The organism is Mucilaginibacter sp. SMC90 (assembly GCF_022811725.1).
In the GTDB taxonomy this organism is placed as follows: Bacteria; Bacteroidota; Bacteroidia; order Sphingobacteriales; family Sphingobacteriaceae; genus Mucilaginibacter.
Genome location: NZ_CP094527.1, coordinates 3,560,162 through 3,583,699 on the forward strand (window position 1 = coordinate 3,560,162; position 23,538 = coordinate 3,583,699).

Genomic DNA, 23,538 nt, shown 5'->3' on the forward strand with positions numbered 1-23,538 from the left:
TGTATCCAGGCTATTAAACAACGGCGGGGTAAAGGAGCGGGGAGCCTATACTAATAATAGGTATGCCAGAGTGCTTCTATAATGAAAAGCTGAATTTTTATGTTTGGAGTAAATTTTTCCAGTTGTCTTGTAGATAGTTAAAGGGTTGATTGATTAAAAAGCGGTAAATAATTTGGAGGGAAGGAAAAAGCGCGTACCTTTGCAGCCCGCAAACGAGATAGCGGGATAGTTCATTAAAGGGTTAGAAAAAGGCGAAAAGAGCAGGAAAAAAAGATTCAGAATCTTTTGTGAAGATGAAAAGAAATTCGCACCTTTGCAGCCGCTTCGAAAAGGAGCGGAAGTTCTTAGAAAAGGTTTGAAAGGCGCTGAGGGGCAAGGAGAAAGAGAGAAGGAAGAGCCGCAAAAAACCACCAAAAAATAAAAAAAATTATTTTTTGGAAATAAGAAAAAGGTTTTTACCTTTGCAACCCCGAACGGGACGGACTCTGGAAGGAGTTTAAAACGAAGGAAATGAAAGCGAAAGCGATTAGTTTTCTTGGGCTGAGGAGAGCGATTCTCAAGGCTTGATAAAAATGACAAATCAAAGCGGTGTAACAACCAAAAGATTATATAGCTGATTCGGATGATGAGGCGAGCAAGTTCTTTTAAGAAATGGAAATCATGTAGCGTAACGGGAGGCGACTGAAGGCTAAGGCTAACAGGAGCTGAAGAGTTACAATAAAAAGCGGAATCTGTAATAAGAAATAATAAAAACAGATTCTATTAATTAATAATAGGGTCAGTGATTAAAACAAAACATTTTACAATGGAGAGTTTGATCCTGGCTCAGGATGAACGCTAGCGGCAGGCCTAATACATGCAAGTCGGACGGGATCGGGGAGCTTGCTCCCTGTGAGAGTGGCGCACGGGTGCGTAACACGTATGTAACCTACCTTGATCAGGGGGATAGCCTCTCGAAAGAGAGATTAAGACCGCATAACATTATGTTGTGGCATCGCAATATAATCAAATATTTATAGGATCAAGATGGGCATGCGCAACATTAGCTAGTTGGTGTGGTAACGGCATACCAAGGCTACGATGTTTAGGGGATCTGAGAGGATGACCCCCCACACTGGTACTGAGACACGGACCAGACTCCTACGGGAGGCAGCAGTAAGGAATATTGGTCAATGGACGGAAGTCTGAACCAGCCATGCCGCGTGCAGGAAGACGGCCCTACGGGTTGTAAACTGCTTTTGTACCGGAATAAACCTTGATTCGTGAATCAAGCTGAATGTACGGTAAGAATAAGGATCGGCTAACTCCGTGCCAGCAGCCGCGGTAATACGGAGGATCCAAGCGTTATCCGGATTTATTGGGTTTAAAGGGTGCGTAGGCGGCTTTTTAAGTCAGGGGTGAAAGACGGTAGCTCAACTATCGCAGTGCCCTTGATACTGAAGAGCTTGAATGTACTTGAGGTAGGCGGAATGTGACAAGTAGCGGTGAAATGCATAGATATGTCACAGAACACCAATTGCGAAGGCAGCTTACTAAAGTATGATTGACGCTGAGGCACGAAAGCGTGGGGATCAAACAGGATTAGATACCCTGGTAGTCCACGCCCTAAACGATGAACACTCGATGTTGGCGATATACGGTCAGCGTCTAAGCGAAAGCGTTAAGTGTTCCACCTGGGGAGTACGCCCGCAAGGGTGAAACTCAAAGGAATTGACGGGGGCCCGCACAAGCGGAGGAGCATGTGGTTTAATTCGATGATACGCGAGGAACCTTACCCGGGCTTGAAAGTTAGTGAATGTGACAGAGACGTCACAGTTCTTCGGAACACGAAACTAGGTGCTGCATGGCTGTCGTCAGCTCGTGCCGTGAGGTGTTGGGTTAAGTCCCGCAACGAGCGCAACCCCTATGTTTAGTTGCCAGCATTTAAGGTGGGGACTCTAAACAGACTGCCTATGCAAATAGAGAGGAAGGAGGGGACGACGTCAAGTCATCATGGCCCTTACGTCCGGGGCTACACACGTGCTACAATGGGCAGTACAGAGGGCCGCTACCTGGCAACAGGATGCCAATCTCTTAAAGCTGTTCACAGTTCGGATCGGGGTCTGCAACTCGACCCCGTGAAGTTGGATTCGCTAGTAATCGCGTATCAGCAATGACGCGGTGAATACGTTCCCGGGCCTTGTACACACCGCCCGTCAAGCCATGGAAGCTGGAAGTGCCTGAAGTGCGTAACCGCAAGGAGCGTCCTAGGGTAAAGTCGGTAACTGGGGCTAAGTCGTAACAAGGTAGCCGTACCGGAAGGTGTGGCTGGAATACCTCCTTTCTGGAGCAGTTTCCGCGAAGTAGCTTGGAACTGTTACCTACATGATATTTCTTAAATTTAGTTAAATGGTTGATTAAGTTAAGTGGTGAGTAGTTGAAAAGCGAAGATCACAAAGCGAGAGCAATCATATACTAATAACACACAAACAAAAGGAAAACCCAGAAGATGAAGCCATCAAGTTGTGCGAACAACTGAGAGGCGGGATTGTAAGAGATTACGATTTGCGATTTGAAGAATAAAAAAATCTAAAATCGAAAATCCGAAATCCGAAATAACACAGTCCTGTAGCTCAGCTTGGTTAGAGCACTACACTGATAATGTAGGGGTCAGCAGTTCAAATCTGCTCGGGACTACACAGGGTTCATTAGTTCAATGGTTCATTAGTGGATTGGTAAAGCACCAATAAACGAATGAACGAATGAACAAATGAACGAGCCCATCTAACGGGGGATTAGCTCAGCTGGCTAGAGCACCTGCCTTGCACGCAGGGGGTCAACGGTTCGAATCCGTTATTCTCCACATTGAACCGGAAGTCATTAAGTCATCAGGTCATTGAGTCATTGAAAAATGACATAATGACTTAATGAAAGAATGACGGAGGATCAAAACGTTCTTTGACATATTGGAAGAAGTAATTGAAAACAAGAGAAAACAACAGATAGAGACGTTGTATCTTGAACAAAAGCTTCAAAGGTAAATAAGTAGCAATACTAATGAACCAATGAACTAATGAACAAATACGACTAATCTAAAATAAAGACATACCTTGCGGCGCAAAAGGCGCAAGAGTAGAAGAAAGTAAGAAAGGGTACACGGGGAATGCCTTGGCTCTCAGAGGCGAAGAAGGACGTGATAAGCTGCGATAAGTACCGGGGATCTGCAAATAGGACTTGATCCGGTAATTTCCGAATGGGGAAACCTAATTATCTGAAGGATAATTGCATAAATGCGCTAACCTGCCGAACTGAAACATCTAAGTAAGCAGAGGAAGAGAAAACAATAGTGATTTCCAGAGTAGTGGCGAGCGAAATGGAAGAAGCCCAAACCTATATTGTTACGGCAATATGGGGGTTGTAGGACCACAACATGAATATTAAACAGAACCGGAACAGGATGGGAAGCCTGGCCATAGAGCATGAGAGCTGCGTACGGGTAATGAATAGTAGGATAGTGGTATCCTGAGTACCGCGAGGTCGGAGACGCCTTGTGGGAATTTGCCGGCACCATCCGGTAAGGCTAAATACTCCTGAGAGACCGATAGTGAACCAGTACCGTGAGGGAAAGGTGAAAAGAACCCCGAACAGGGGAGTGAAATAGAACCTGAAACCGTGTACTTACAAGCGGTCGGAGCAGAGCAATCTGTGACGGCGTGCCTTTTGCATAATGAGCCTACGAGTTACTCTTCCCTGGCAAGGTTAAGTGTTTAAGACACGGATCCGAAGCGAAAGCGAGTCTGAAAAGGGCGTATAGTCAGGGGAGGTAGACGCGAAACCTTGTGATCTACCCATGGGCAGGTTGAAGGTGCCGTAACAGGTACTGGAGGACCGAACCGATAAACGTTGAAAAGTTTCCGGATGACTTGTGGGTAGGGGTGAAAGGCTAATCAAACTGGGAAATAGCTCGTACTCCCCGAAATGTTTTTAGGAACAGCCTGGCGGTTGAGTTATAAAGAGGTAGAGCTACTAATTGGGTGCGGGGGAGTCAAATCCTACCAAATCCAGATAAACTCCGAATGCTTTATAATATACGCTGGAGTGAGGCTATGGGTGCTAAGGTCCATGGCCGAGAGGGAAAGAACCCAGACCATCAGCTAAGGTCCCTAAATTATTGCTAAGTTGAACTAACGAGGTCCGATTGCACAGACAGCTAGGATGTTGGCTTGGAAGCAGCCATTCATTTAAAGAGTGCGTAACAGCTCACTAGTCGAGCGATCGGGCATGGATAATAAACGGGCATCAAGCAGTATACCGAAGCTATGGATTCATATTAATATGACTGGTAGGGGAGCATTCTATTTGCCGGCGAAGCAGGAAGGTAACTGACTGTGGAGGAAATAGAAAAGCAAATGTAGGCATAAGTAACGATAAGGCGGGAGAGAAACCCGCCCACCGAAAGACTAAGGTTTCCTGATCAACGCTAATCGGATCAGGGTTAGTCGGGGCCTAAGGTGAAGCCGAATGGCGTAGCCGATGGACAACTGGTTAATATTCCAGTACTTTTTATTACTGCGATGCGGTGACGGAGTAGTGACACTGACGCGAACTGACGGAATAGTTCGTTAAAGGCCGTAGGTATATAGTTTGTAGTTAAGTACGCAGACTATGCTGAAAGCTGATAGTACACCGAATCTTCGGACAAGGTGATAGTTCAGGTAATCAGACTTCCAAGAAAACCCGCTAAGCTTCAGGTAATAAAAACCCGTACCGTAAACCGACACAGGTAGTCGAGGAGAGAATCCTAAGGTGCTCGAGTGAATCATGGCTAAGGAACTCGGCAAAATGGCCCTGTAACTTCGGGAGAAGGGGCGCTGGCAGCAATGTCAGCCGCAGTGAAAAGGCCCAGGCGACTGTTTAACAAAAACACATGGCTATGCAAAATCGAAAGATGACGTATATGGCCTGACACCTGCCCGGTGCTGGAAGGTTAAGAGGGGATGTTAGTCGCAAGGCGAAGCATTGAATTGAAGCCCCAGTAAACGGCGGCCGTAACTATAACGGTCCTAAGGTAGCGAAATTCCTTGTCGGGTAAGTTCCGACCTGCACGAATGGTGTAACGATCTGGGCGCTGTCTCAGCCATGAGCTCGGTGAAATTGTGGTATCGGTGAAGACGCCGGTTACCCGCAACGGGACGGAAAGACCCCATGCACCTTCACTATAGCTTAACATTGATATCGGATACAGGATGTGTAGGATAGGTGGGAGACTGTGATGTGGCTTCGCCAGGAGTCATTTAGTCAACGTTGAAATACCACCCTTTCTGTATCTGGTGTCTAACTCTTCAAAGAGGAGAACATTGTTTGGCGGGTAGTTTGACTGGGGTGGTCGCCTCCAAAAAGGTAACGGAGGCTTTCAAAGGTAAGCTCAGTACGCTTGGTAACCGTACGCGGAGTGCAATAGCAAAAGCTTGCTTGACAGTGAGACAGACAAGTCGAGCTGGGTCGAAAGACGGATATAGTGATCCGGTGGTTCTGCATGGAAGGGCCATCGCTCAAAGGATAAAAGGTACGCTGGGGATAACAGGCTGATCTCCCCCAAGAGCTCATATCGACGGGGAGGTTTGGCACCTCGATGTCGGCTCGTCACATCCTGGGGCTGGAGAAGGTCCCAAGGGTTGAGCTGTTCGCTCATTAAAGTGGCACGCGAGCTGGGTTCAGAACGTCGCGAGACAGTTCGGTCCCTATCTGTTGTGGGCGTAGGAAGTTTGAGTGGGGCTGACCTTAGTACGAGAGGACCGGGTTGGACTAACCTCTGGTGAATCTGTTATGCCGCCAGGTGTACTGCAGAGTAGCTACGTTGGGAATAGATAAGCGCTGAAAGCATCTAAGTGCGAAACTAGCCACAAGATGAGACTTCCATTGAGGGTCGTAGGAGACTACTACGTTGATAGGTTACAGGTATAAAGGTGGTGACATCATAGCCGAGTGATACTAATTGCCCGAAGCTTTCTTCGTGTGAAGGATTAAGGTGAGTGGTTGATTAAGTGAGTAGTTGCAAAACTGTAAACGAAACCAATCACTCATCCGAAACAAAACAAACAGATAAACAACAAAAGCTGTTGTTTTCTCTTAAATTCAATCACTTCTTTCAATAATATGTCATGTTAATGGTAGTGAATGGTGAATGGTTGATTAGGTGAGTAGTTTTAAAGCTATAAACCATGTAAATGATCAGACAAGAACCACTTAACCACTCACATAATCAACCACTAACTTAAAGAAATTCAGGTGCCTATATCGGCGGTGTCTACCTCTTCCCATTCCGAACAGAGAAGTCAAGCCCGCCAGAGCCGATGGTACTGCGGTAAAACGTGGGAGAGTAGGTCGGTGCCACCCTTTATCACCTTTAATGGTGTAACAATGCAAAAGCCTTAGCTAATACCTAAGGCTTTTTGCGTTTACAAGCTTTTCTGAGAGATACCGTTTATTCTAATTCTTAGATTTCAATTATTAACGATGAATGGGCACGGTCACATAGGTATTGCTGATATAAAAATTAGAGTTAACCGTAATTAAATAGCAAATCTTTGGCCCTGTAGCAAGGGCTTGAATAATTTTGTTCGTTCGGATGGTAGCAATATAGTATATTTGTATATGGCGAGAGGCTTGAAGTTATTTTCTGGTATGTTGGTTGTGTTTATCCTTTTGGGATTAACAGCCAGGTCTCATGCAGCGCCAGCCTCTTCCCGCCGTTCATTTACTATAAAGTCAGTTCAGCTAAAAAACTCGGGGCAATTATCAGAAACTCTTTCTGATGTAGTATTACAAACAGGACTGAACTTACAGCCACCTAATTATTTTCCGGATTTGCATGCAGAGACGGTGATTATACAGGAGGTGAGACAGCAATGTCCTGTGATTAGTGAAACGCCCCAAATTTCTCCTACATATCAACTTCTCTATTACAGGTTTATCCTGTACCCGTTTCATGCCTTTTGGTAGTCATTGAGGTTTCTTTGTGCATTAGCTTTGCCCGGCATCTATGTGCCTGCAACAAATGATAATGCCGTTTATCTTGTTAACAGACCAATTTTATTATCGCTTTAATCTGGCGTTATGAAAAGAAATGTAAAGAAGAAATTTCATGCAGAAGTAGCGGTCATGCTGGAAAGGGAGCTTCAGGAAGAAGCCGAGGTTCATTTCCAGGATATGATCATCAAAATAAAGGTCCCCTTAGCTGCAATCGAATCCCGATTGGGAGCTATCCTTCAACGGATCCAACAATTGGTAGAAAAGTACTTTCCGGAAAGAAAGGAAGATATTGCCTTTTTGATCAGGGATGGTGGAAGCCGCTACGAGAATGTTTTTAAAATCTGGAAGTCTTTAGTTTAAGGGTCCGGAATAACTTTATCTTATTATCACAAAAAAAGATCGATGAATAAACAACATTTAGCGGCAGGAACGCTGCTGCGTTATACCGGGAAATTATTTAAAGGATTCGACCCCGAAATGCCACATACTGAGTTTCTTGGCTATGATAGTAATGGCTGGACGGATATCTGGATTAAATATAAAGCGGAGATACGCCTTATTTCTTTATCAGATGTAGAAGTAGTTGTTCACTCAGTAACTGAACAGTAATGGTACAAGATCATTTGTTGCTTGTGCTGGCATTGCTTTTTACTACATCCATGCTGGCTCTGCTCAGTAATAAACTGAATGTATCTTACCCGATACTGTTGGTAGTGTCGGGCTTAGTAATCAGCTTTATACCGGGTGTACCTGTCATTAAGATGGATCCTAACATTATATTCGCTGTGTTCTTGCCGCCGTTGTTGTATTCGGCGGCATGGAACACTTCCTGGGCCGAATTTTGGCGTCTGCGGCGCCCTATCGGACTATTGGCTTTCGGCCTGGTCATCTTTACAGCTACAGCTATTGCTTTTTTTGCACACTGGCTCATCCCCGATTGTTCATTGGCGCTTGGCTTTTTGCTTGGCGGTATCATTTCGCCCCCGGATGCTGTAGCTGCGGTATCTGTTTTTCAGAATCTTAAGGTACCCAGCCGCGTTACTGCTATCCTTGAAGGTGAGAGCCTGGTTAATGACGCGTCAAGTCTTATCGTTTTCCGCTTTGCACTTATCGCAATCTTTACAGGCCAGTTTACTTTCTGGCAGGCTACCGGTAATTTCTTTTCTGTAGTTATTATGGGTGTGTTGATTGGCCTTGCTATAGCGCATTTGGTTTATGCCATTCACCGTTACTTATCAACTACACCAAGTATTGATACCGCTTTGACGCTTATTGCTCCATACCTTATGTACCTTACAGCAGAGCATTTTCATTTTTCGGGTGTGCTGGCAGTTGTCAGTGGAGGACTATTCCTGTCTTTTCGTTCGTCGGATATCTTTTCTTATGATTCGCGTTTGCAATCGCTTACCGTATGGAATGTTGTGATCTTTTTACTGAATGGTGTAGTATTTATCATGATCGGCCTGCAATTACCGGACATTATTCATGGTATTGAACATTACTCTTTGTCTGATTGTGTTTTTTTCGCAGTGGCAATTAGTTTGTTGTCCATTATCATCAGGTTAATCTGGGTTTTTCCATCTGCTTATCTTCCGCGCTTACTAAGTCGCCGGATTGTGGCAAGGGAAGGCCCACTTAGTTGGAAACCGGTGTTTGTGATTGGATGGAGCGGTATGCGGGGCGTGGTTTCACTTGCTTCTGCACTTGCCATCCCGCTAACACTTGAGAATGGAGCTGCTTTTCCGCACCGTAACCTCATTCTGTTCATTACTTTCATTGTGATTCTTTTTACACTTGTATTGCAGGGTTTAAGTTTACCGTTGTTGTTACGTTTACTTAAATTAAAAGTTGTAGAAAATGATGCCAGCCAGGAGCAAGAGATCAGGCACCGACTGGCAATAGCAGTATTAGCATATCTTGATGATAATTGCAGCCAGGAGATAGAAGCTAAGCCGCTATTTCGCAGGGTGAAAGAAAAATATGAGCGCATGGCGGAGATTGCTGAAAAGCAAATTAAGGGGGAAGAACAGATCCCCGCTTTTATCCAAGACTACCGGCAAATGCTACTGGCCATCATCAAGATTCGCAGGGACGAGCTAAAGAAAATGCATAGAAATAAAGAATTCGCTGATCACCTGATCCGTGCCAGGGAACGTGAGCTGGATCTTGAAGAGGCGAGAACGCGAAAAAATTAAAGTATTCAGGGATATCGCTGCCTGTCGTTAATGTAGCGTAGTTGGACAATATGAGATTATATAAATTGCTTACAGTAACCTGCTTGTTGTTCTTTGCTATTTCGGCAAAGGCCAATTGCCGCACGGATAAAAATCAGGTGCAGGGACACACTGTGAGCCAATATTTTCATGTCGAAGTTTTCGCTGAGGAAAACTCCCTGACTTCTATCCTAATTAATCAATCACCGCAAAAGCAAGTAACTCCAAATCCGGCAGATTTAATGGAAGGGGAGGTGAGCCAGATCACAGGTACTGATGAGGTAATGGCAGCCACCATTAGTTTGCGCAATAGTAAGATACCCCGTAGGGTTTCCCTAATCCTATTTCCATTCCATGTTTTTTGGTGATTTAACTATATTTTCTGTGTGAATTAACGAAGCTCCGGCTTCTATAAATTTATTTTGCAAATATTAGTATGTCCCATATTTTAGAAAACTCCCTGGTCGCGGCAGGGCTGGTTGCACTTTTTGGTGTGCCATTTTATATTATTGCCAAACGCATGAAACAAAAACAGCAAAGGCTGTTAAAAGATAAATTATTTCACAAAGCAGCTGATCTTAGCCTTGACCTAACGCGGTATGAACCGGTGAACGATAAGATTATTGGCTGGGCCGAGCCTGGCAGCGTATTGTTAATGGCTGATCTTGCTCAACCTGAAGTTGCGGTATACAGCCTGGCAAAGGCTGTGAAAACCTATGTGTTGAAAACAATGAAAGGGACTTCGGTACATTCCATTTCGCTGCAAATTGCCGACGCCCAAAACAGGGTGCTTGACAGTTTGCCCTTTTATCAACAATTTCAAGACAATGAAATGAAACTGAAGGAATTTGAAAAACAGGCCAAGGATTGGGAAACACTGCTCAATGCCTATTTGAGCCGATAGTGTGAATGCCGCCTGCTCCAAAAAGGAAAAGGCGGCTTTTTTTGTTGAAAAATTGTATCTGCATTTAATTAAGCATCTCGGTAGATCAACATGTATAAAAAAGTAATTTTTGTGATAGAAGAGAGTGATAACCTCTAAAACTCGTTTAAAGCGTATTTACTCAATGAAATAAACGGATAAACAGGATTATTACAATTCGTTTTTCAGAACAGACCAAACAGTATTAGCTACGATCTTAGCGCCTTGAGCGGTAGGGTGGATCCCGTCGCCCTGGTTAAGTGAAGGTACACCGCCAACCCCTTGCAATAAAAAGGGTACCAGCGCCATATTATTCTTTTTAGCCAGGTTAGGAAAGATATTTTTGAACTTATCTGTATAATCGGTGCCCATGTTTGGAGGTACCTGCATACCTAATAAAACGAGTTTTGCATCAGGATATTTGGCTTTTACCTTATCTATTATTGATTGCAGGTTTTTGGCTGTTTCATTTACAGGGATACCTCGCAGGCCATCATTTGCACCAAGCTCCAATACAAACACATCTATTTTTTGCTTTAATAACCAGCTGATCCTGCCGTTGCCGCCTGCCGTGGTTTCGCCGCTTAAACCTGCGTTTATTACTTTATAAGGCAGTTTTAATGAATCTACCCGCCGACTGATCACTCCCGGAAAAGCATCTTCCTGGTTATCAAGACCGTAACCTGCAGTTAGGCTATCTCCAAAAAACAAAACTATTTTCTTTGCCGCTGAATCGGTTTTTGCCGCTTCGGTAGCTGCCTGTGTTTCATTATTATTTGATGATTTAGCGCCATTGCCGCAGCCAGCAAAGGTAAGGCATGTAAGGAAAATGCCGGTTAATAAAGCTTTGTTCATATAAGATAAATACAATGCGCTTAGGCGTTTGTTCTTAAAATCTCCAGTGGCGGTTTATTTAATACGCTGCGGCTGTTCAGTAAGCCAATTACAACTGTTAGCAAACTAACTATCAAAAATAGTACAACTGCTGGTAATACGTTAACATTATACGGTATTTCAAAATTATATTTTGCCAGAAAATACGTACCTGCAAAAGCTATAAGGATTCCGGTTAAAGCCGATAAGCTACCTAAAAACCAATACTCTAATGCAGTTATGGTGAATATTTGCCTACGACTTGCCCCAAGTGTGCGTAACAATACACTTTCCTGGATGCGCTGGTATTTACTGATGCGCACTGATGCTATAAGTACCACAATGCCTGTTATGATACTAAATGCGCTCATGAAACGGATAACGTAGCTGATTTTACTTAATAGTTCATCAACAACACTCAAAATCAAGCCCAGATCGATGATCGAAACATTTGGATATGCCCGAACCACCAATTGCTGAAAAGCAGCGGATACTTTGTTTGACGGCACGTGGGTCATCAATACGTGAAATTGAGGTGCATCTTCCAATATTCCCTTCGGAAAAACTACCTGGAAATTGGTTTGCACTTTACCCCAGTTAACCTTACGGATGCTGGCTACATAAGCGGGCATTTGTACGCCTTGTACGTTAAATACAATTTTGTCGCCAATTTTAAGGTTGCCTCGTTTTGACAGATTTTCCTCAACAGATACCGGAATTTCTTTAGATGGGTCGGCATTGCCAATCCATTTGCCATCCAATAATTTTTCTGACGATGTCAACGAATCTCTGAAGGTTACACGGTACTCCCAGGCAAAAACGCCATGCTGTATCTTAATGGTAGTGTCCTTGGTAAGGTCAGCAGCAGTTTTACCATTTATCTGTTCAATACGCATGGTAACTATTGGCACCTGTTGTAATACCGGTAGTCCTTGTTGCCTTGTTAATTGAACAACTCCCTTTTCCTGGCTGCTCTGGATATCAAACAGGATCATGTTTGATTGATTGCCGCTGGTTGAAAGATTAACCTGCTGCACCAGTAACGTTTGCACAAAATAAAGTGTACAAATAAACATCGTACTTAAACCGATAGACACAATAAGGATAATGGTTTGATTATTGGGGCGATACAAATTGGCGAAGCCTTGCCGCCAAAGATAACTCCAGGAGCCTTTAATAATGGTTTTAGTGATCCTCATCAGTAGCCAGGCTGTTGCCGTAAGGATCATAAAGGCAATCAGAATTCCCAAAGTAAATAATATACTTCCTGTCAGGCTGTCAAGCTGTAAATAACTAAAGGCAATTACAAAAATCAATATGAGTAAATACACCAGCCATCGCAGAGGATCGCGCCTGTTGCCGCTTTCATCAAAAGAGATACGAAGTGTGTTAAGCGGCGAAATATTTCGTACAGAGATTAAAGGCAGTAAAGCAAACAAAATGGATATGATAACTCCAAGTAAAATTCCCTGCCCAATGGCCATCCATGATATTTGTACCGAAATAGTAAACGGCAAAAAATCTTTAAATACAAGGGGTAATAAATGCTGAACCGCTGTGCCCAATATCGCCCCGGTAACAGAACCGATAATCCCGATCCCTACAATTTGTATCAGGTAGATCAAAAATGCTTCGGATGATTTAACACCCAGGCAACGCATAATGGCTATTGATGCTATTTTTTCCTTCACATAAATATGAATGGCGCTTGCTACACCTACACAGCCAAGCAGCAAGGCAACAAAGCCCACTAATGATAAAAAACGGCTAAGATCGCCAAAGGCACGGCCAGTGTTGTCTTTTTTTGTTTCGATAGTTTCAAAGCGCATCCCTGCTTTATCAAGTTCCGGGTCAAGTTTCTTACCGAGTTTATCTATATCAACACCCGGATTGAACTTATAGTAAAAGCTGTAGTTTACCCGGCTGCCAATTTTTATCAACCCGGTTTGCTCCAGGTATTGCATCGGAATGTAAACCACAGGGGCAATACCTGCCATTACCCCGCTTTGTCCGGGTGCTTTGTTCAGTATGCCTGCAATCTGAAAGCTGAGGTTGCCTACTTTTACCGAATCGCCTACTTTAGCATTAAACTGAAGCATCAGGGTTTTATCAACCAGGGCCATTTTACCTTTTTTGAAAATAAGCCCGGCAGACTCAGGGGTGGTTTCCAAAGTACCATAATAGGGGAAACCGCCCTGCAACGCCCTGATTTGCACCAACCGGGTTCCGTTGGTGCGCGAAAAATATAGCATTGATGCAAAACTCCGCTCCTGTGAGCGTTCGTCGCCCAACGAATCGAGCATATGCTTTAATTTATCATCTGCGGGTTTGTTGCCTGATATGGCCAGATCAGCCCCGATTAAAGTTGCAGCCTGATCGTTTATATCGTTTTGCACATTGTATTTGAATGAATAGATAGCTACCAGTGCAGCTATCCCAAATACAATGGCCGATATAAAAAGGAACAACCTTGAACGGTTACGTCTGCTATCACGCCAGGCCATGCGAAACAGCCATGGGATATTTATATTTCTTTTAAAATTAATAGCGGGGTTATCCATTAGCTTATTTGTTAATGGTTTTTTCGTCGGCAATTAGCTTGCCCCCCTTGATCCTTATAATACGCTGGGTTCTGGCTGCCAGCTCAAGATCATGTGTTACAACTACAAGGGTAGTTCCTGCTTCTTTATTCAAGTCAAAAATTAGTTTGATCACCTTATCACTGGTTTCAGCATCCAGGTTACCAGTAGGTTCGTCGGCAAAAAGAATCCGGGGAGCATTTGAAAAGGCCCGTGCCAGGGATACGCGCTGTTGTTCACCTCCCGAAAGCTGAAGCGGGTAATGATGACCGCGCTCTGACAAGCCCACCTTATCTAAAAGATCCAGCGCTCTTGTCCTGATGTTTTTTTCGCCCCTGAGCTCAAGAGGTACCATTACGTTCTCGAGTGCGGTTAGGGTGGGTAACAGCTGAAAATTCTGAAATATAAAGCCAACATGTTGGTTGCGTACCTGTGCCCGTTGGTCTTCGGTTAGTTTATTGAGGTTAATTCCGTTGAGTTCAACAGTACCTGAAGTTGAGCGGTCCAGACCGGCGCAAAGGCCAAGCAAGGTTGTTTTTCCACTACCTGAAGGGCCTACTATAGCATTTGTTGAACCAATGGCTACTGAAAAATTTATCTGATCAAGCACGGTAAGCGTACGACCGGCGCTTTGGTATGTTTTACTTAAATTGGAGATATTGAGGATATTGTCCACAGGTGTTTTTTTATGGTATAGATACAAAAAAGCCGGGGTTGTTACCGTGCCCGGCTATCGAATATTCAAGTATTATGCCATCTTTACTTTTAGCTGACATTGGGGGCATCATAAAAAAAGAGTTATACCTTATCGGCCATTACCTGCTCATACATCTGGTCGAAAGGCTTATTTTTTAGTTCGATTGCGATGGAAGAATTTCGCTGTTCACAGTATTTGAGCATTTCATAACAATCAGTTAAAATTTCATCGTTGATACCTTTAAAGGTCATTTCAACTACTTTGCCTGATATTTTGTAATATTCATCAAGCGCAGCATGCCCTTTAGTGTTTACTTTAATAAGCTTAGCTCGTTTGTCATCCGGCGAAGCGCGCTCGTCGATTTTCTCTTCCCTGATAAGCCGGTTTATAACCTCCATGCCAGTAGTTGTCTCCGCAAACATATAGTTGATCAGATCACTTTTCCTAACTTCGCCAAGATGAAGTAAACCATTCAGGTAATAAAAGCTTTCGGCAGGAGGGATGCCAATATAATTTACTGCCGAACGGAAGTAGAGCGAGTAAGCACTTAAGATACGACCAATAGTTTTAAGAAGATAAGCACCGTTCATAATCCGTTCGCCTTTTTTACCAGCCTGTTTTGGCTTTGGGCGTTGCTTTTGCAGGTAGTACCGACAAAACGCTTCTACACTGGGTTGATCATTTACTTGTTCAAAAGCGGTCCATTCTTCAACTAATTGTACTATAGGCTTCATTTTATTCCCGTTTAGGTGTAAAATTATAAAATTATTTCTAAAGTGTTTTAATTATTCCCAAATAGAAATATATTTGTAAAACTATGTCGAAATGGAAGTATTTAAAAAATCGAGATGCCGCCTCATGTGTTCTTATTTATTTCGATAATTTTAAATGAAATAAAAAATGTTTTCAAAAGCCAATCGTCAACCCTAATACGGAGCAATTGATATCCACAAAAAGCGAATTATAAATCAAGATCATCATGCAACCTGATCATACAAAAAAAACAAATACTAAACCTCCCGGTGTGTTTAGTTTGCTAAAGCCATATAAAGGACTCGTGGCATTGTTGCTGCTATTTGCTTTATTGGGTAATGCAATGAACCTATGGTTGCCTAAAATTGTAGCAAATGGTATAGATGCTTATTCCAATCACCATTTTGTTATTAACGAGGTTATGGCCAAATTCCTTACTGCAACACTAATTGTGTTTTTGTTTGCAGGCTTACAGGCCATTGTACAGATATACGCGTCTGAAAAAGTGGCGCGTGACCTTCGGCAACAACTGGCAAATAAAATATCACGGCAAACGCATGCTTTTATAGAGCAGGCCAATCCTTCAAAACTGTTAACCAACTTAACTTCTGATATTGATTCAATTAAATTGTTTGTTTCACAGGCCCTGGTTTCTATTGTATCATCGCTTTTTATCATTATTGGTTGCAGCGTAATGTTGCTTACAATCAACTGGAAGCTTGCGCTGGTTGTAATTACCATTATCCCTATTATCGGGGGCACCTTTTTTTATGTTTTAAAAAATGTGCGTGCCCTTTTTATGAAAAGCCGTGGAGTTATCGATCAGCTTAATAAAGTAATTAATGAAAGTATTCTTGGGGCAGCGCTAATAAGGGTTATTAACTCACAGCAGTTGGAGTACAATAAGTTTTTAGTTGCAAACACCGAGGCGAAAGATTATGGCTTACGGATTCTTGGCTTTTTTGCAGGGCTCATTCCCATTGTAACGTTTACAGCCAACATGGCTGCATTTACTATTTTAGTAATGGGCGGCCATTTTGTTATCAGTGGCAGCATGACCTTAGGCAGCTTTGCTGCTTTTAACAGCTACCTGTCGCTACTGATATTCCCGATATTTATTTTAGGGTTTATGAGCAACTTGATTGCCCAGGCCACAGCCTCCTTTACGCGGATAAGTGTTGTTTTGAACGCACCGGATGTTACCGATGGCGGGCCACTTAAAGATACCCTGCGCGGCGATGTTGAGCTCAGAAATGTTACGATAACCTACGGGCAAAAATCGGCTTTAAAAAATGTTACGTTTGATGTTAAAGCAGGCTCAAAAATTGCTATCATCGGGCCAACATCTGCAGGTAAAACACAATTGTTGTATTTACTCACGGGCCTGATCAATGCTACAGAAGGTGAGGTGCTGTTTGACGGTAAGCCGCTTGCCGAATACGATAGTGAAACCTTTCACCGGCAGGTTGGCTTCGTTTTTCAGGATAGTATCATTTTTAACATGAGCATCCGTGAAAATATCGCGTTCAGCGATACGGTAACCGATGAGTCGCTTCAAAAAGCTATTGAAACGGCAGAGCTAAGCACGTTTATTGATAGCCTGCCCGATAAATTGAGTACCATAGTTTCCGAACGGGGATCAAGTCTTTCGGGCGGTCAAAAGCAGCGCATTATGCTGGCCCGGGCGCTCGCGGTTAATCCAAAAATTTTGTTGCTCGATGATTTCACGGCCAGGGTGGATAATAACACTGAACGGAAGATCTTAGCAAATATCCAAAAAAACTATCCTGGTTTAACCCTGATATCGGTAACCCAAAAAATCGCCTCGGTTGAACATTATGACCAGATCATTTTACTGATGCAGGGTGAAATTGTAGCCAGTGGCGTACATGATACACTAATGAAAACCAGCCCGGATTACGTGCAGATCTTCAATTCGCAGCAAAGTACCAGCAATTACGAACAGGGCGTTAACCATTAATCATTGCGTTAGCAAAGAAAAATATTCGTTACCATGAACTACGATCTAAATTATTTAGGTAAAAATCAGCACAAAAGTTCGACACTGGCCGGGTTAAAAAAGCTGCTCCAGCTTATAGCCCACGAAAAGCGTACGTTAACAATCGCTTTTTTTGCCATTCTCGTTAACTCAACGCTTAACCTGCTTGGGCCACTTATTATTGGTCATACCATTGATAAGTATGTGCAGCACAAGGACTTTAACGGCGTTTTACACAATGCGGCCATTTTGTTTTGCATGTACCTGGTGGCTTTATTTACCAGTTATAAGCAAACTACGTTGATGGGCGGGGTGGGACAAAGAATGTTGTTTACCCTGCGTAATTCTATCTTTAATAAATTACAGCAATTGCCGGTTGCTTTCTTTAACCAAAATAAAGCAGGCGACCTGATATCCAGGGTAAATAATGATACGGATAAGCTTAATCAGTTCTTCTCCCAGTCGCTGATGCAATTTATCGGCAATATCTCCATTATGATAGGGGCCGGTATTTTTTTGCTGGCTATTAATATTGAATTGGGAGCAGCTGCGTTGTGCCCGGCTTTGGTCATTCTGTTTTTAACGTTGGTATTGTCATCGTGGATAAAAAAGAAAAATGCTGCTAATTTGAAAAGTACCGGGGCATTGAGCGGTGAGATCCAGGAGAGCCTTAACAATTTTAAAGTAATTATTGCCTTTAACAGACGCGATTATTTTCGTAAGCGCTTTGATATCGCCAATAATCAAAACTATAAAACAGCCATTGGGTCGGGTATGGCCAATAACATATTTGTGCCGGTTTACGGTTTATTTGCGAGCGTTGCGCAGTTAATCGTGCTATGTTTTGGCATTTATCTGATCAGCAAAGGCATGTTCTCTGTGGGGTTGCTGGTGAGCTACCTGTCATATGCAACCAACTTTTATAACCCTTTAAGGCAACTGGCAGCGTTATGGACAAACTTTCAACTGGCAATGGCTGGCTGGGACAGGATCTCGCAGATCTTATCCCTTGAAACTGATTTGCCAGTACTTGAGGCGGGTATTAACGAACCTGACGCCGCTTTACTGGAGTTCAGGCATGTGCATTTCAGTTATGACGAAAGCCGGGAGATCCTCCATAATATTTGCTTTAAATTGGAGCGCGGTAAAACTTATGCATTAGTTGGCCCAACAGGCGGTGGCAAAACAACAACTGCTTCATTAATAGCTCGTTTATATGATCCAACTAAAGGTTTAGTGTTGTTAAACGGAATGGACATTCGTAGCCTGACAGCCGAAGAACGGAGCCAAAAAATAGGATTTATTTTGCAGGAGCCGTTCCTGTTTACGGGTACAGTAAAGGATAATATCCTGTACGGAAATGAACTGTTTAAAAATCATACTAATGAAGAAATGGAGCAGGTGATCAGGGACGCCAACCTGGGGAGCCTGCTGGCTATTTTTGAAGAAGGCTTGGAAACCAAAGTTTTGTCAGGTGGAGACAGCATCAGTTTAGGGCAAAAGCAATTAATTGCATTTATGAGGGCCGTATTGCGCAATCCCGAAATCCTTATACTTGACGAAGCCACAGCCAACATTGACACCATTACCGAAAAACTATTGAGCGACATTTTAGATAACCTACCAAAAACTACTACAAGAGTGATCATTGCGCACCGTTTAAATACAATTGAAAATGCTGATGAGATCTTTTTTGTGAACTCGGGAGAAGTGATCAGGGCAGGATCGTTTGATGATGCTATGGATTTATTGCTTCAGGGGAAAAGAGTTAGTTGATTTTTTTAACCGCGTATTCAATATATTATAAACTTGTCTTGCTTTTTATCACAACATGATAAATCATTTAATTTGGGTTAATAAATTGCTGAACCATAAAATAGTTGTCCGATTAACACTAAATAATTGCTAAATTATTTTTACCATTGCATATAAACTTAACCTAAGTTATGCATAAGTACAGCGGCGAAACGCGCATATTAGTAGCTACAGATTGTATCATATTCGGATTTGACGGAGCAAATATCAAGTTATTGCTCGTTCAGCGTGGCATTGAGCCCGAAATACATAAATGGAGCCTGATAGGTGGGTTTATAAAACCAACCGAATCGCCTGAAGATGCAGCAAACCGTGTACTTGAATTACGTACCGGGCTTAAGAATGTTTACATGGAGCAGTTTCAGGTATTTGGCAGGCCAGAGCGTGATCCGGTGGAAAGGACCCTTTCTGTGGCTTATTTTGCGCTTATCGATATTCACCAGTATGAGGCACAGTTAAGTGATGAATATCATCCCGAATGGTTTTTACTGGATGAAATGCCCGATCTAATATTTGATCACAATGAAATGGTGCGGCTGGCTAAAAGACAGCTGCGTTATAAAGCTGCGCTTCACCCGATATTATTCCAGCTGTTGCCCGAAAAATTTACCATCCCGCAGTTGCAGGCGCTTTATGAAGGTGTTTATCAAACCAAATTTGACGACAGAAACTTTAGCCGTAAACTGCTTTCAACAGGACTGCTTGTAAAGCTTCCGGAAAAAGATAAACTTTCATCCAAAAAAGGTGCGTTTTACTACAAGCTTGATCAGTCACATTACGAAGAAAACTTTGAAAAGTTCCTGAACCTGGTACCCAATCCAGATAAGTTTTTTTAGGCGGCTTGTTTGTTTTTGAACTGGCAGCCCAAACTAATTCTCGTACAATCAAGACCTCATAAACAGGATTTCGATAGTAATTTTATAGTAGGCAAAACAATTGCTAAGCCCGAGCACGCGGTGACCTGAAAACGTTGTTCAAACTGCTCCCGAACATGTGGCTAACGAAAACGCTACGTAGAGAGATAACATAAAATTGAGCGCAGCTAATTTTTATACAATTATCCTGTTTTATCAATTATGCTTTTTGTACTTTTAAGGGGGAGTTTAAATACTACAAAATCAAACCCAACTGAAAACCTTTGAGCAATATATTTTTTTGGCGGTGGATAAGTCTCGCATTTATTTTCTTATGCTTCACTATTTGCACTTTCGCTCAAGGTTCATCAAACCAAGGTACAGAGTTTTATACCGCATATATTGATCATGTAGACGGCGCTGCCGGTAACCCTGATGCCCTTGGTAATGGCAGCCAGATGGAACTTTATATAACAGCTGATATAAACACCTCCGTAACTGTTGAGGTTGCCGATGGCAGCTTTTCAAATAGTTACCAGGTTAAGGCAAAGGATATATTAACAGTTGATATCCCCTCGGGGGCTTTTGTAGGCAAACAAGGGCAATTTTTAAAGGGGATTCATATTACCTCGTTGAAACCCATCGCAGTTTACGCACATATTTTTGCGCAGAACGTATCCGGGGCAACACTTTTGCTGCCGGTGAATACATTGGGTAAAGATTATCTTTCCATCAATTATAAACAAATATCAAACTCAAACAACGGTACAAGAGGTAATGAAGGCGTACCATCATATTCAACCTTTGCGGTAATAGCTACCGAGGATAATACCACCGTCGAGATAACACCTTCGCAGCCATTATTGAACGGCATCCTCGCAAACCAGCCTTTTACACTGAATTTAAAAAAAGGCGAAGTATACCAGGGGTTATCAGCCACAGATCTTACCGGCACGCGCATAAGATCAATTGCAAGTACCGCCGGAACCTGCAAAAAAATAGCCGTTTTTTCAGGTAGTTCAAAGATAAGTATTGGGTGCCAGGGGGATAAAGGATCCTCAGATAACCTCTTTCAGCAGGTTTATCCTATGGCAGTTTGGGGTAAAAACTATATAACTGCGCCTTTAAAAGGACGTAATTACGATATTTTAAGAATAGTACTTAGTTCGTCAGATACAAAGGTTACGGTGAATGGGGCAGCGCCACAGGGAGGTTTAGTTAATGGTTTATATTACGAGTTTACCTCAACCACACCAAACGTTATCACTGCCGATAAGCCAATTCAGGTGGCACAATACGCGGTAACCCAGGGCGAAGGTTTAAATTGTCAGCTTATTGCTTCGGATATAGGTGATCCTGAAATGATATACCTGACACCTATTGAGCAAACCCTTGATCATGTTACGCTGAATTCAACCAGTAATTATCTGATACAGAATAATTCTATCAATGTTATTATTAAAACGGCCGCGGTTCCAACTTTTTCACTCGATGGGCTACCATATACCCAGTTTTCACAAGTGCCCAACAGCATTTATTCATATGCGCAAATAAGTGTAAACGCAGGTGTGCATAACATTAAGGCATCAGATGGTTTTAATGCAATAGCTTATGGATTTGGCGGAAAAGAGTCATATGGTTATGCTGCCGGCACTAACCTCAAAAACCTGAATGAGTTTATTTCACTGCTAAATCCGGCCGATAGATCTTTGCAGGCAAATGGCTGCGCAGGTACACATTACAAACTGCAGCTTACATTGCCGTTTCAAACAAACAAAATTACATGGAATTTTAAAGATGGCACAGCACCTGTTATTATGAACAACCCTGCGCCAACGGGTTCAATTATAAAAGATTCGAAAGTGCTTTACACTTACGAATATCCGGTGGCTGAGGTTTACAATGACGGCGATTATACCGTAGTGGCTACTGTATTTAACCCTATTGCGGATGAATGCGGGTCAAATGAGGATGTTCAGTTTGATTTCAATATTTCAGCGCCGCCAATTGTGAAATTTAATTATGCCCATGGCTGTTTGGGTGAAAACGTTCAATTTACCGATCAATCAACATCAGGTACCCGGCAGATTAAGACGTGGAAGTGGGATTTTGGCGATGGAGCAAGTGATATTATTCAAAACCCCGTACACGAATATTCCCAGCCGGGCGATTATCTGGTAACACTATTTGTGACCAATGAAAATGGATGCGGAGCTGCCACTGACCCATTAAAAATACATATTTCAAAACCACCTGTTGCATCATTTAATTATTCGTTGCCGGGCTGTGCCGGGCAGGATGTTACTTTTACTGATAACTCAACATCAGCAGAAGGAAATATAATTAGCTGGCAATGGGACTTTGGCGATGGGACACCTGTTGAAACCCTGACAAGCAAAAATCCGTTTAACCATACATATAGCAGCCCGGGAGATTATTTGGTTAAACTAACTGTGACGAATAGTAACGGTTGTACAAGCAAAATAGTACCGCTGCCTGTTAACGTTTATCCTGTGCCAGTAGTTGATTTTTTATTACCCGATGCCTGCGAGGATGACTTTGCTCAATTTACTGATCAAAGCACAATTGCTGATGCAACAGAAGCTGATTTTACCTATGAATGGAATTTTGGCGACCCTAATGCCACTGCGGGCAACCTCAATATTTCTCACGAAAAAAATCCCCGACACCATTTTCTGGCTGGCAACTACCAGGTTACACTTCAGGTTATTTCAAAAAACGGATGCTCATTTACATCAGCGTCAAAATTATTAACAGTTAACGGGAGCAAGCCAAAGGCTGTAGTATATGTTCAAAACCCCATGTCGTTGTGCAGCGCCCAGGAGGTTTTTTTTGAAAACAGATCGTCAGTTAATTTTGGCGAGATTACGCGGCTCGAGGTTACATATGACAACAGTGATCCATCCACTACAGTAGTTTATGACCATCCTGCACAGGGCTTGCAGTTAAGGCATAAATATCCTTCGTTTACTACAGGCACTCGCTCCGTTACGCTGCGGGCTATAGCATATTCAGGCACGTCATGTTCTGATATTGCAGAAATCCCTATCATTTTAAAAGCGTCGCCTAAGATTGCCTTTGATCAGACACCCGTTTTTTGCGTCGAATCGCCACCATATCAATTGCAGCCAAAACTTGATGGGCCTGCCGGCTTGGGTGTGTTTTCAGGAATAGGGGTCACTGCCGATGGCCTGTTCAATCCGGCCGTTTCAGGCCCCGGGGTATTTGACATCAGGTACATTTATACAACCGCCAATACATGCGCTGATACAGTTCTTCAACAGGTTAAAGTAGATGCATCGCCTATTGTTTCGCTTGGTCAGGATTTTACCATGCTTGAGGGAACAAAGCATGTTTTAAAACCCATTGTAAACGATAACAACCTAAGCTATAAGTGGACGCCTGCTACAGGCCTTGATCATGATGATATAGCTAATCCGGTTGCAAGTCCTGCACAGGATGTTACCTACCAGGTAGTTGTTACATCTCAACACGGATGCGAAGCAATGGCAACCGTATCGGTAAAGGTTTTGAAGTTTTTAGTTGTGCCTAATGTATTTACTCCTAACGGCGATGGAGTGAACGACATTTGGAATGTTAAATATTTAGAAAGTTATCCAAATAATAAAGTTGACGTATACAACCGATACGGAGAAAAGGTATATTCGTCGATTGGTTATAGTGTACCGTGGGATGGGAAATACAATGGTTCATATTTACCTCCCGGAACTTATTATTATATTATTGACCCCAAAAATGGCCGCGAGGTTATTGCAGGTAATGTGACCATTATCAGATAAA

At 42.8% G+C, this 23,538-nt stretch carries 13 protein-coding genes, 2 tRNA genes and 3 rRNA genes; 14 read left to right on the forward strand and 4 right to left on the reverse strand.

All coding sequences use genetic code 11. The features are described 5' to 3' along the window. The first annotated feature begins 802 nt into the window (after positions 1-802). The 10 genes from MTO98_RS15025 to MTO98_RS15070 all read left to right on the forward strand — a co-directional run bounded on the left by MTO98_RS15025 (position 803) and on the right by MTO98_RS15070 (position 10,128). Positions 803-2,323, forward strand: a 16S ribosomal RNA gene (locus MTO98_RS15025). A gap of 278 nt (positions 2,324-2,601) precedes the next feature. Then, positions 2,602-2,676 (forward strand) — tRNA-Ile (locus MTO98_RS15030). Positions 2,677-2,768: 92 nt separating this feature from the next. Continuing rightward, positions 2,769-2,842, forward strand: a tRNA-Ala gene (locus tag MTO98_RS15035). A gap of 272 nt (positions 2,843-3,114) precedes the next feature. Then, a 23S ribosomal RNA gene (locus tag MTO98_RS15040) occupies positions 3,115-5,994 on the forward strand. Positions 5,995-6,263: 269 nt separating this feature from the next. Next, positions 6,264-6,375, forward strand: a 5S ribosomal RNA gene (rrf, locus tag MTO98_RS15045). Together the 16S, 23S and 5S rRNA genes with 2 tRNA genes alongside form the textbook arrangement of a ribosomal RNA operon. A 720-nt stretch (positions 6,376-7,095) precedes the next feature. After that, positions 7,096-7,371: a hypothetical protein gene (locus MTO98_RS15050; RefSeq protein WP_243487442.1), complete on the forward strand. Its 276-nt coding sequence runs from the start codon at positions 7,096-7,098 to the stop codon at positions 7,369-7,371. A gap of 42 nt (positions 7,372-7,413) precedes the next feature. After that, positions 7,414-7,620, forward strand: a complete 207-nt coding sequence (locus MTO98_RS15055; protein ID WP_243487443.1) for a hypothetical protein — start codon at positions 7,414-7,416, stop codon at positions 7,618-7,620. Beyond that, positions 7,620-9,206 (forward strand): Na+/H+ antiporter, encoded by a 1,587-nt coding sequence (locus MTO98_RS15060; RefSeq protein WP_243487444.1) that lies wholly within the window; start codon positions 7,620-7,622, stop codon positions 9,204-9,206. The genes MTO98_RS15055 and MTO98_RS15060 overlap by 1 nt, the downstream gene beginning before the upstream one ends. Positions 9,207-9,256: 50 nt before the next feature. Beyond that, entirely contained in the window at positions 9,257-9,592 is a 336-nt protein-coding gene (locus MTO98_RS15065; protein ID WP_243487445.1) for a hypothetical protein, read from the forward strand. Positions 9,593-9,660: 68 nt separating this feature from the next. Further along, positions 9,661-10,128 carry a hypothetical protein gene (locus MTO98_RS15070; RefSeq protein WP_243487446.1) on the forward strand — a complete coding sequence of 156 codons (468 nt, stop codon included), beginning with the start codon at positions 9,661-9,663 and terminating at the stop codon, positions 10,126-10,128. Positions 10,129-10,317: 189 nt separating this feature from the next. On the opposite strand, the gene MTO98_RS15075 is transcribed toward MTO98_RS15070, so the two are convergent. The 4 genes from MTO98_RS15075 to MTO98_RS15090 all read right to left on the reverse strand — a co-directional run bounded on the left by MTO98_RS15075 (position 10,318) and on the right by MTO98_RS15090 (position 15,029). After that, positions 10,318-11,001: an arylesterase gene (locus tag MTO98_RS15075; protein WP_243487447.1), complete on the reverse strand. Its 684-nt coding sequence runs from the start codon at positions 10,999-11,001 to the stop codon at positions 10,318-10,320. Positions 11,002-11,021: 20 nt separating this feature from the next. After that, positions 11,022-13,580 (reverse strand): ABC transporter permease, encoded by a 2,559-nt coding sequence (locus MTO98_RS15080; protein ID WP_243487448.1) that lies wholly within the window; start codon positions 13,578-13,580, stop codon positions 11,022-11,024. Positions 13,581-13,584: 4 nt separating this feature from the next. Further along, the gene (locus MTO98_RS15085; RefSeq protein WP_243487449.1) at positions 13,585-14,274 is read right to left on the reverse strand and encodes an ABC transporter ATP-binding protein; all 690 of its coding nucleotides are present in this window, start codon (positions 14,272-14,274) and stop codon (positions 13,585-13,587) included. A 122-nt stretch (positions 14,275-14,396) separates the two neighbouring features. After that, positions 14,397-15,029, reverse strand: coding sequence for a MarR family winged helix-turn-helix transcriptional regulator (locus MTO98_RS15090; RefSeq protein WP_243487450.1), 633 nt, complete (start codon positions 15,027-15,029; stop codon positions 14,397-14,399). A gap of 245 nt (positions 15,030-15,274) precedes the next feature. On the opposite strand from MTO98_RS15090, the gene MTO98_RS15095 reads away from it, so the two are divergent. The 4 genes from MTO98_RS15095 to MTO98_RS15110 all read left to right on the forward strand — a co-directional run bounded on the left by MTO98_RS15095 (position 15,275) and on the right by MTO98_RS15110 (position 23,537). Next, positions 15,275-17,029, forward strand: coding sequence for an ABC transporter ATP-binding protein (locus tag MTO98_RS15095; RefSeq protein ID WP_243487451.1), 1,755 nt, complete (start codon positions 15,275-15,277; stop codon positions 17,027-17,029). A 33-nt stretch (positions 17,030-17,062) separates the two neighbouring features. Next, positions 17,063-18,823, forward strand: coding sequence for an ABC transporter ATP-binding protein (locus MTO98_RS15100; RefSeq protein ID WP_243487452.1), 1,761 nt, complete (start codon positions 17,063-17,065; stop codon positions 18,821-18,823). 170 nt (positions 18,824-18,993) lie between these two features. Then, positions 18,994-19,698 carry an NUDIX domain-containing protein gene (locus MTO98_RS15105; RefSeq protein ID WP_243487453.1) on the forward strand — a complete coding sequence of 235 codons (705 nt, stop codon included), beginning with the start codon at positions 18,994-18,996 and terminating at the stop codon, positions 19,696-19,698. Between the two features lie 302 nt (positions 19,699-20,000). Then, the gene (locus tag MTO98_RS15110) at positions 20,001-23,537 is read left to right on the forward strand and encodes a PKD domain-containing protein (protein ID WP_243487454.1); all 3,537 of its coding nucleotides are present in this window, start codon (positions 20,001-20,003) and stop codon (positions 23,535-23,537) included. The last annotated feature ends 1 nt before the right edge of the window (position 23,538 follow it).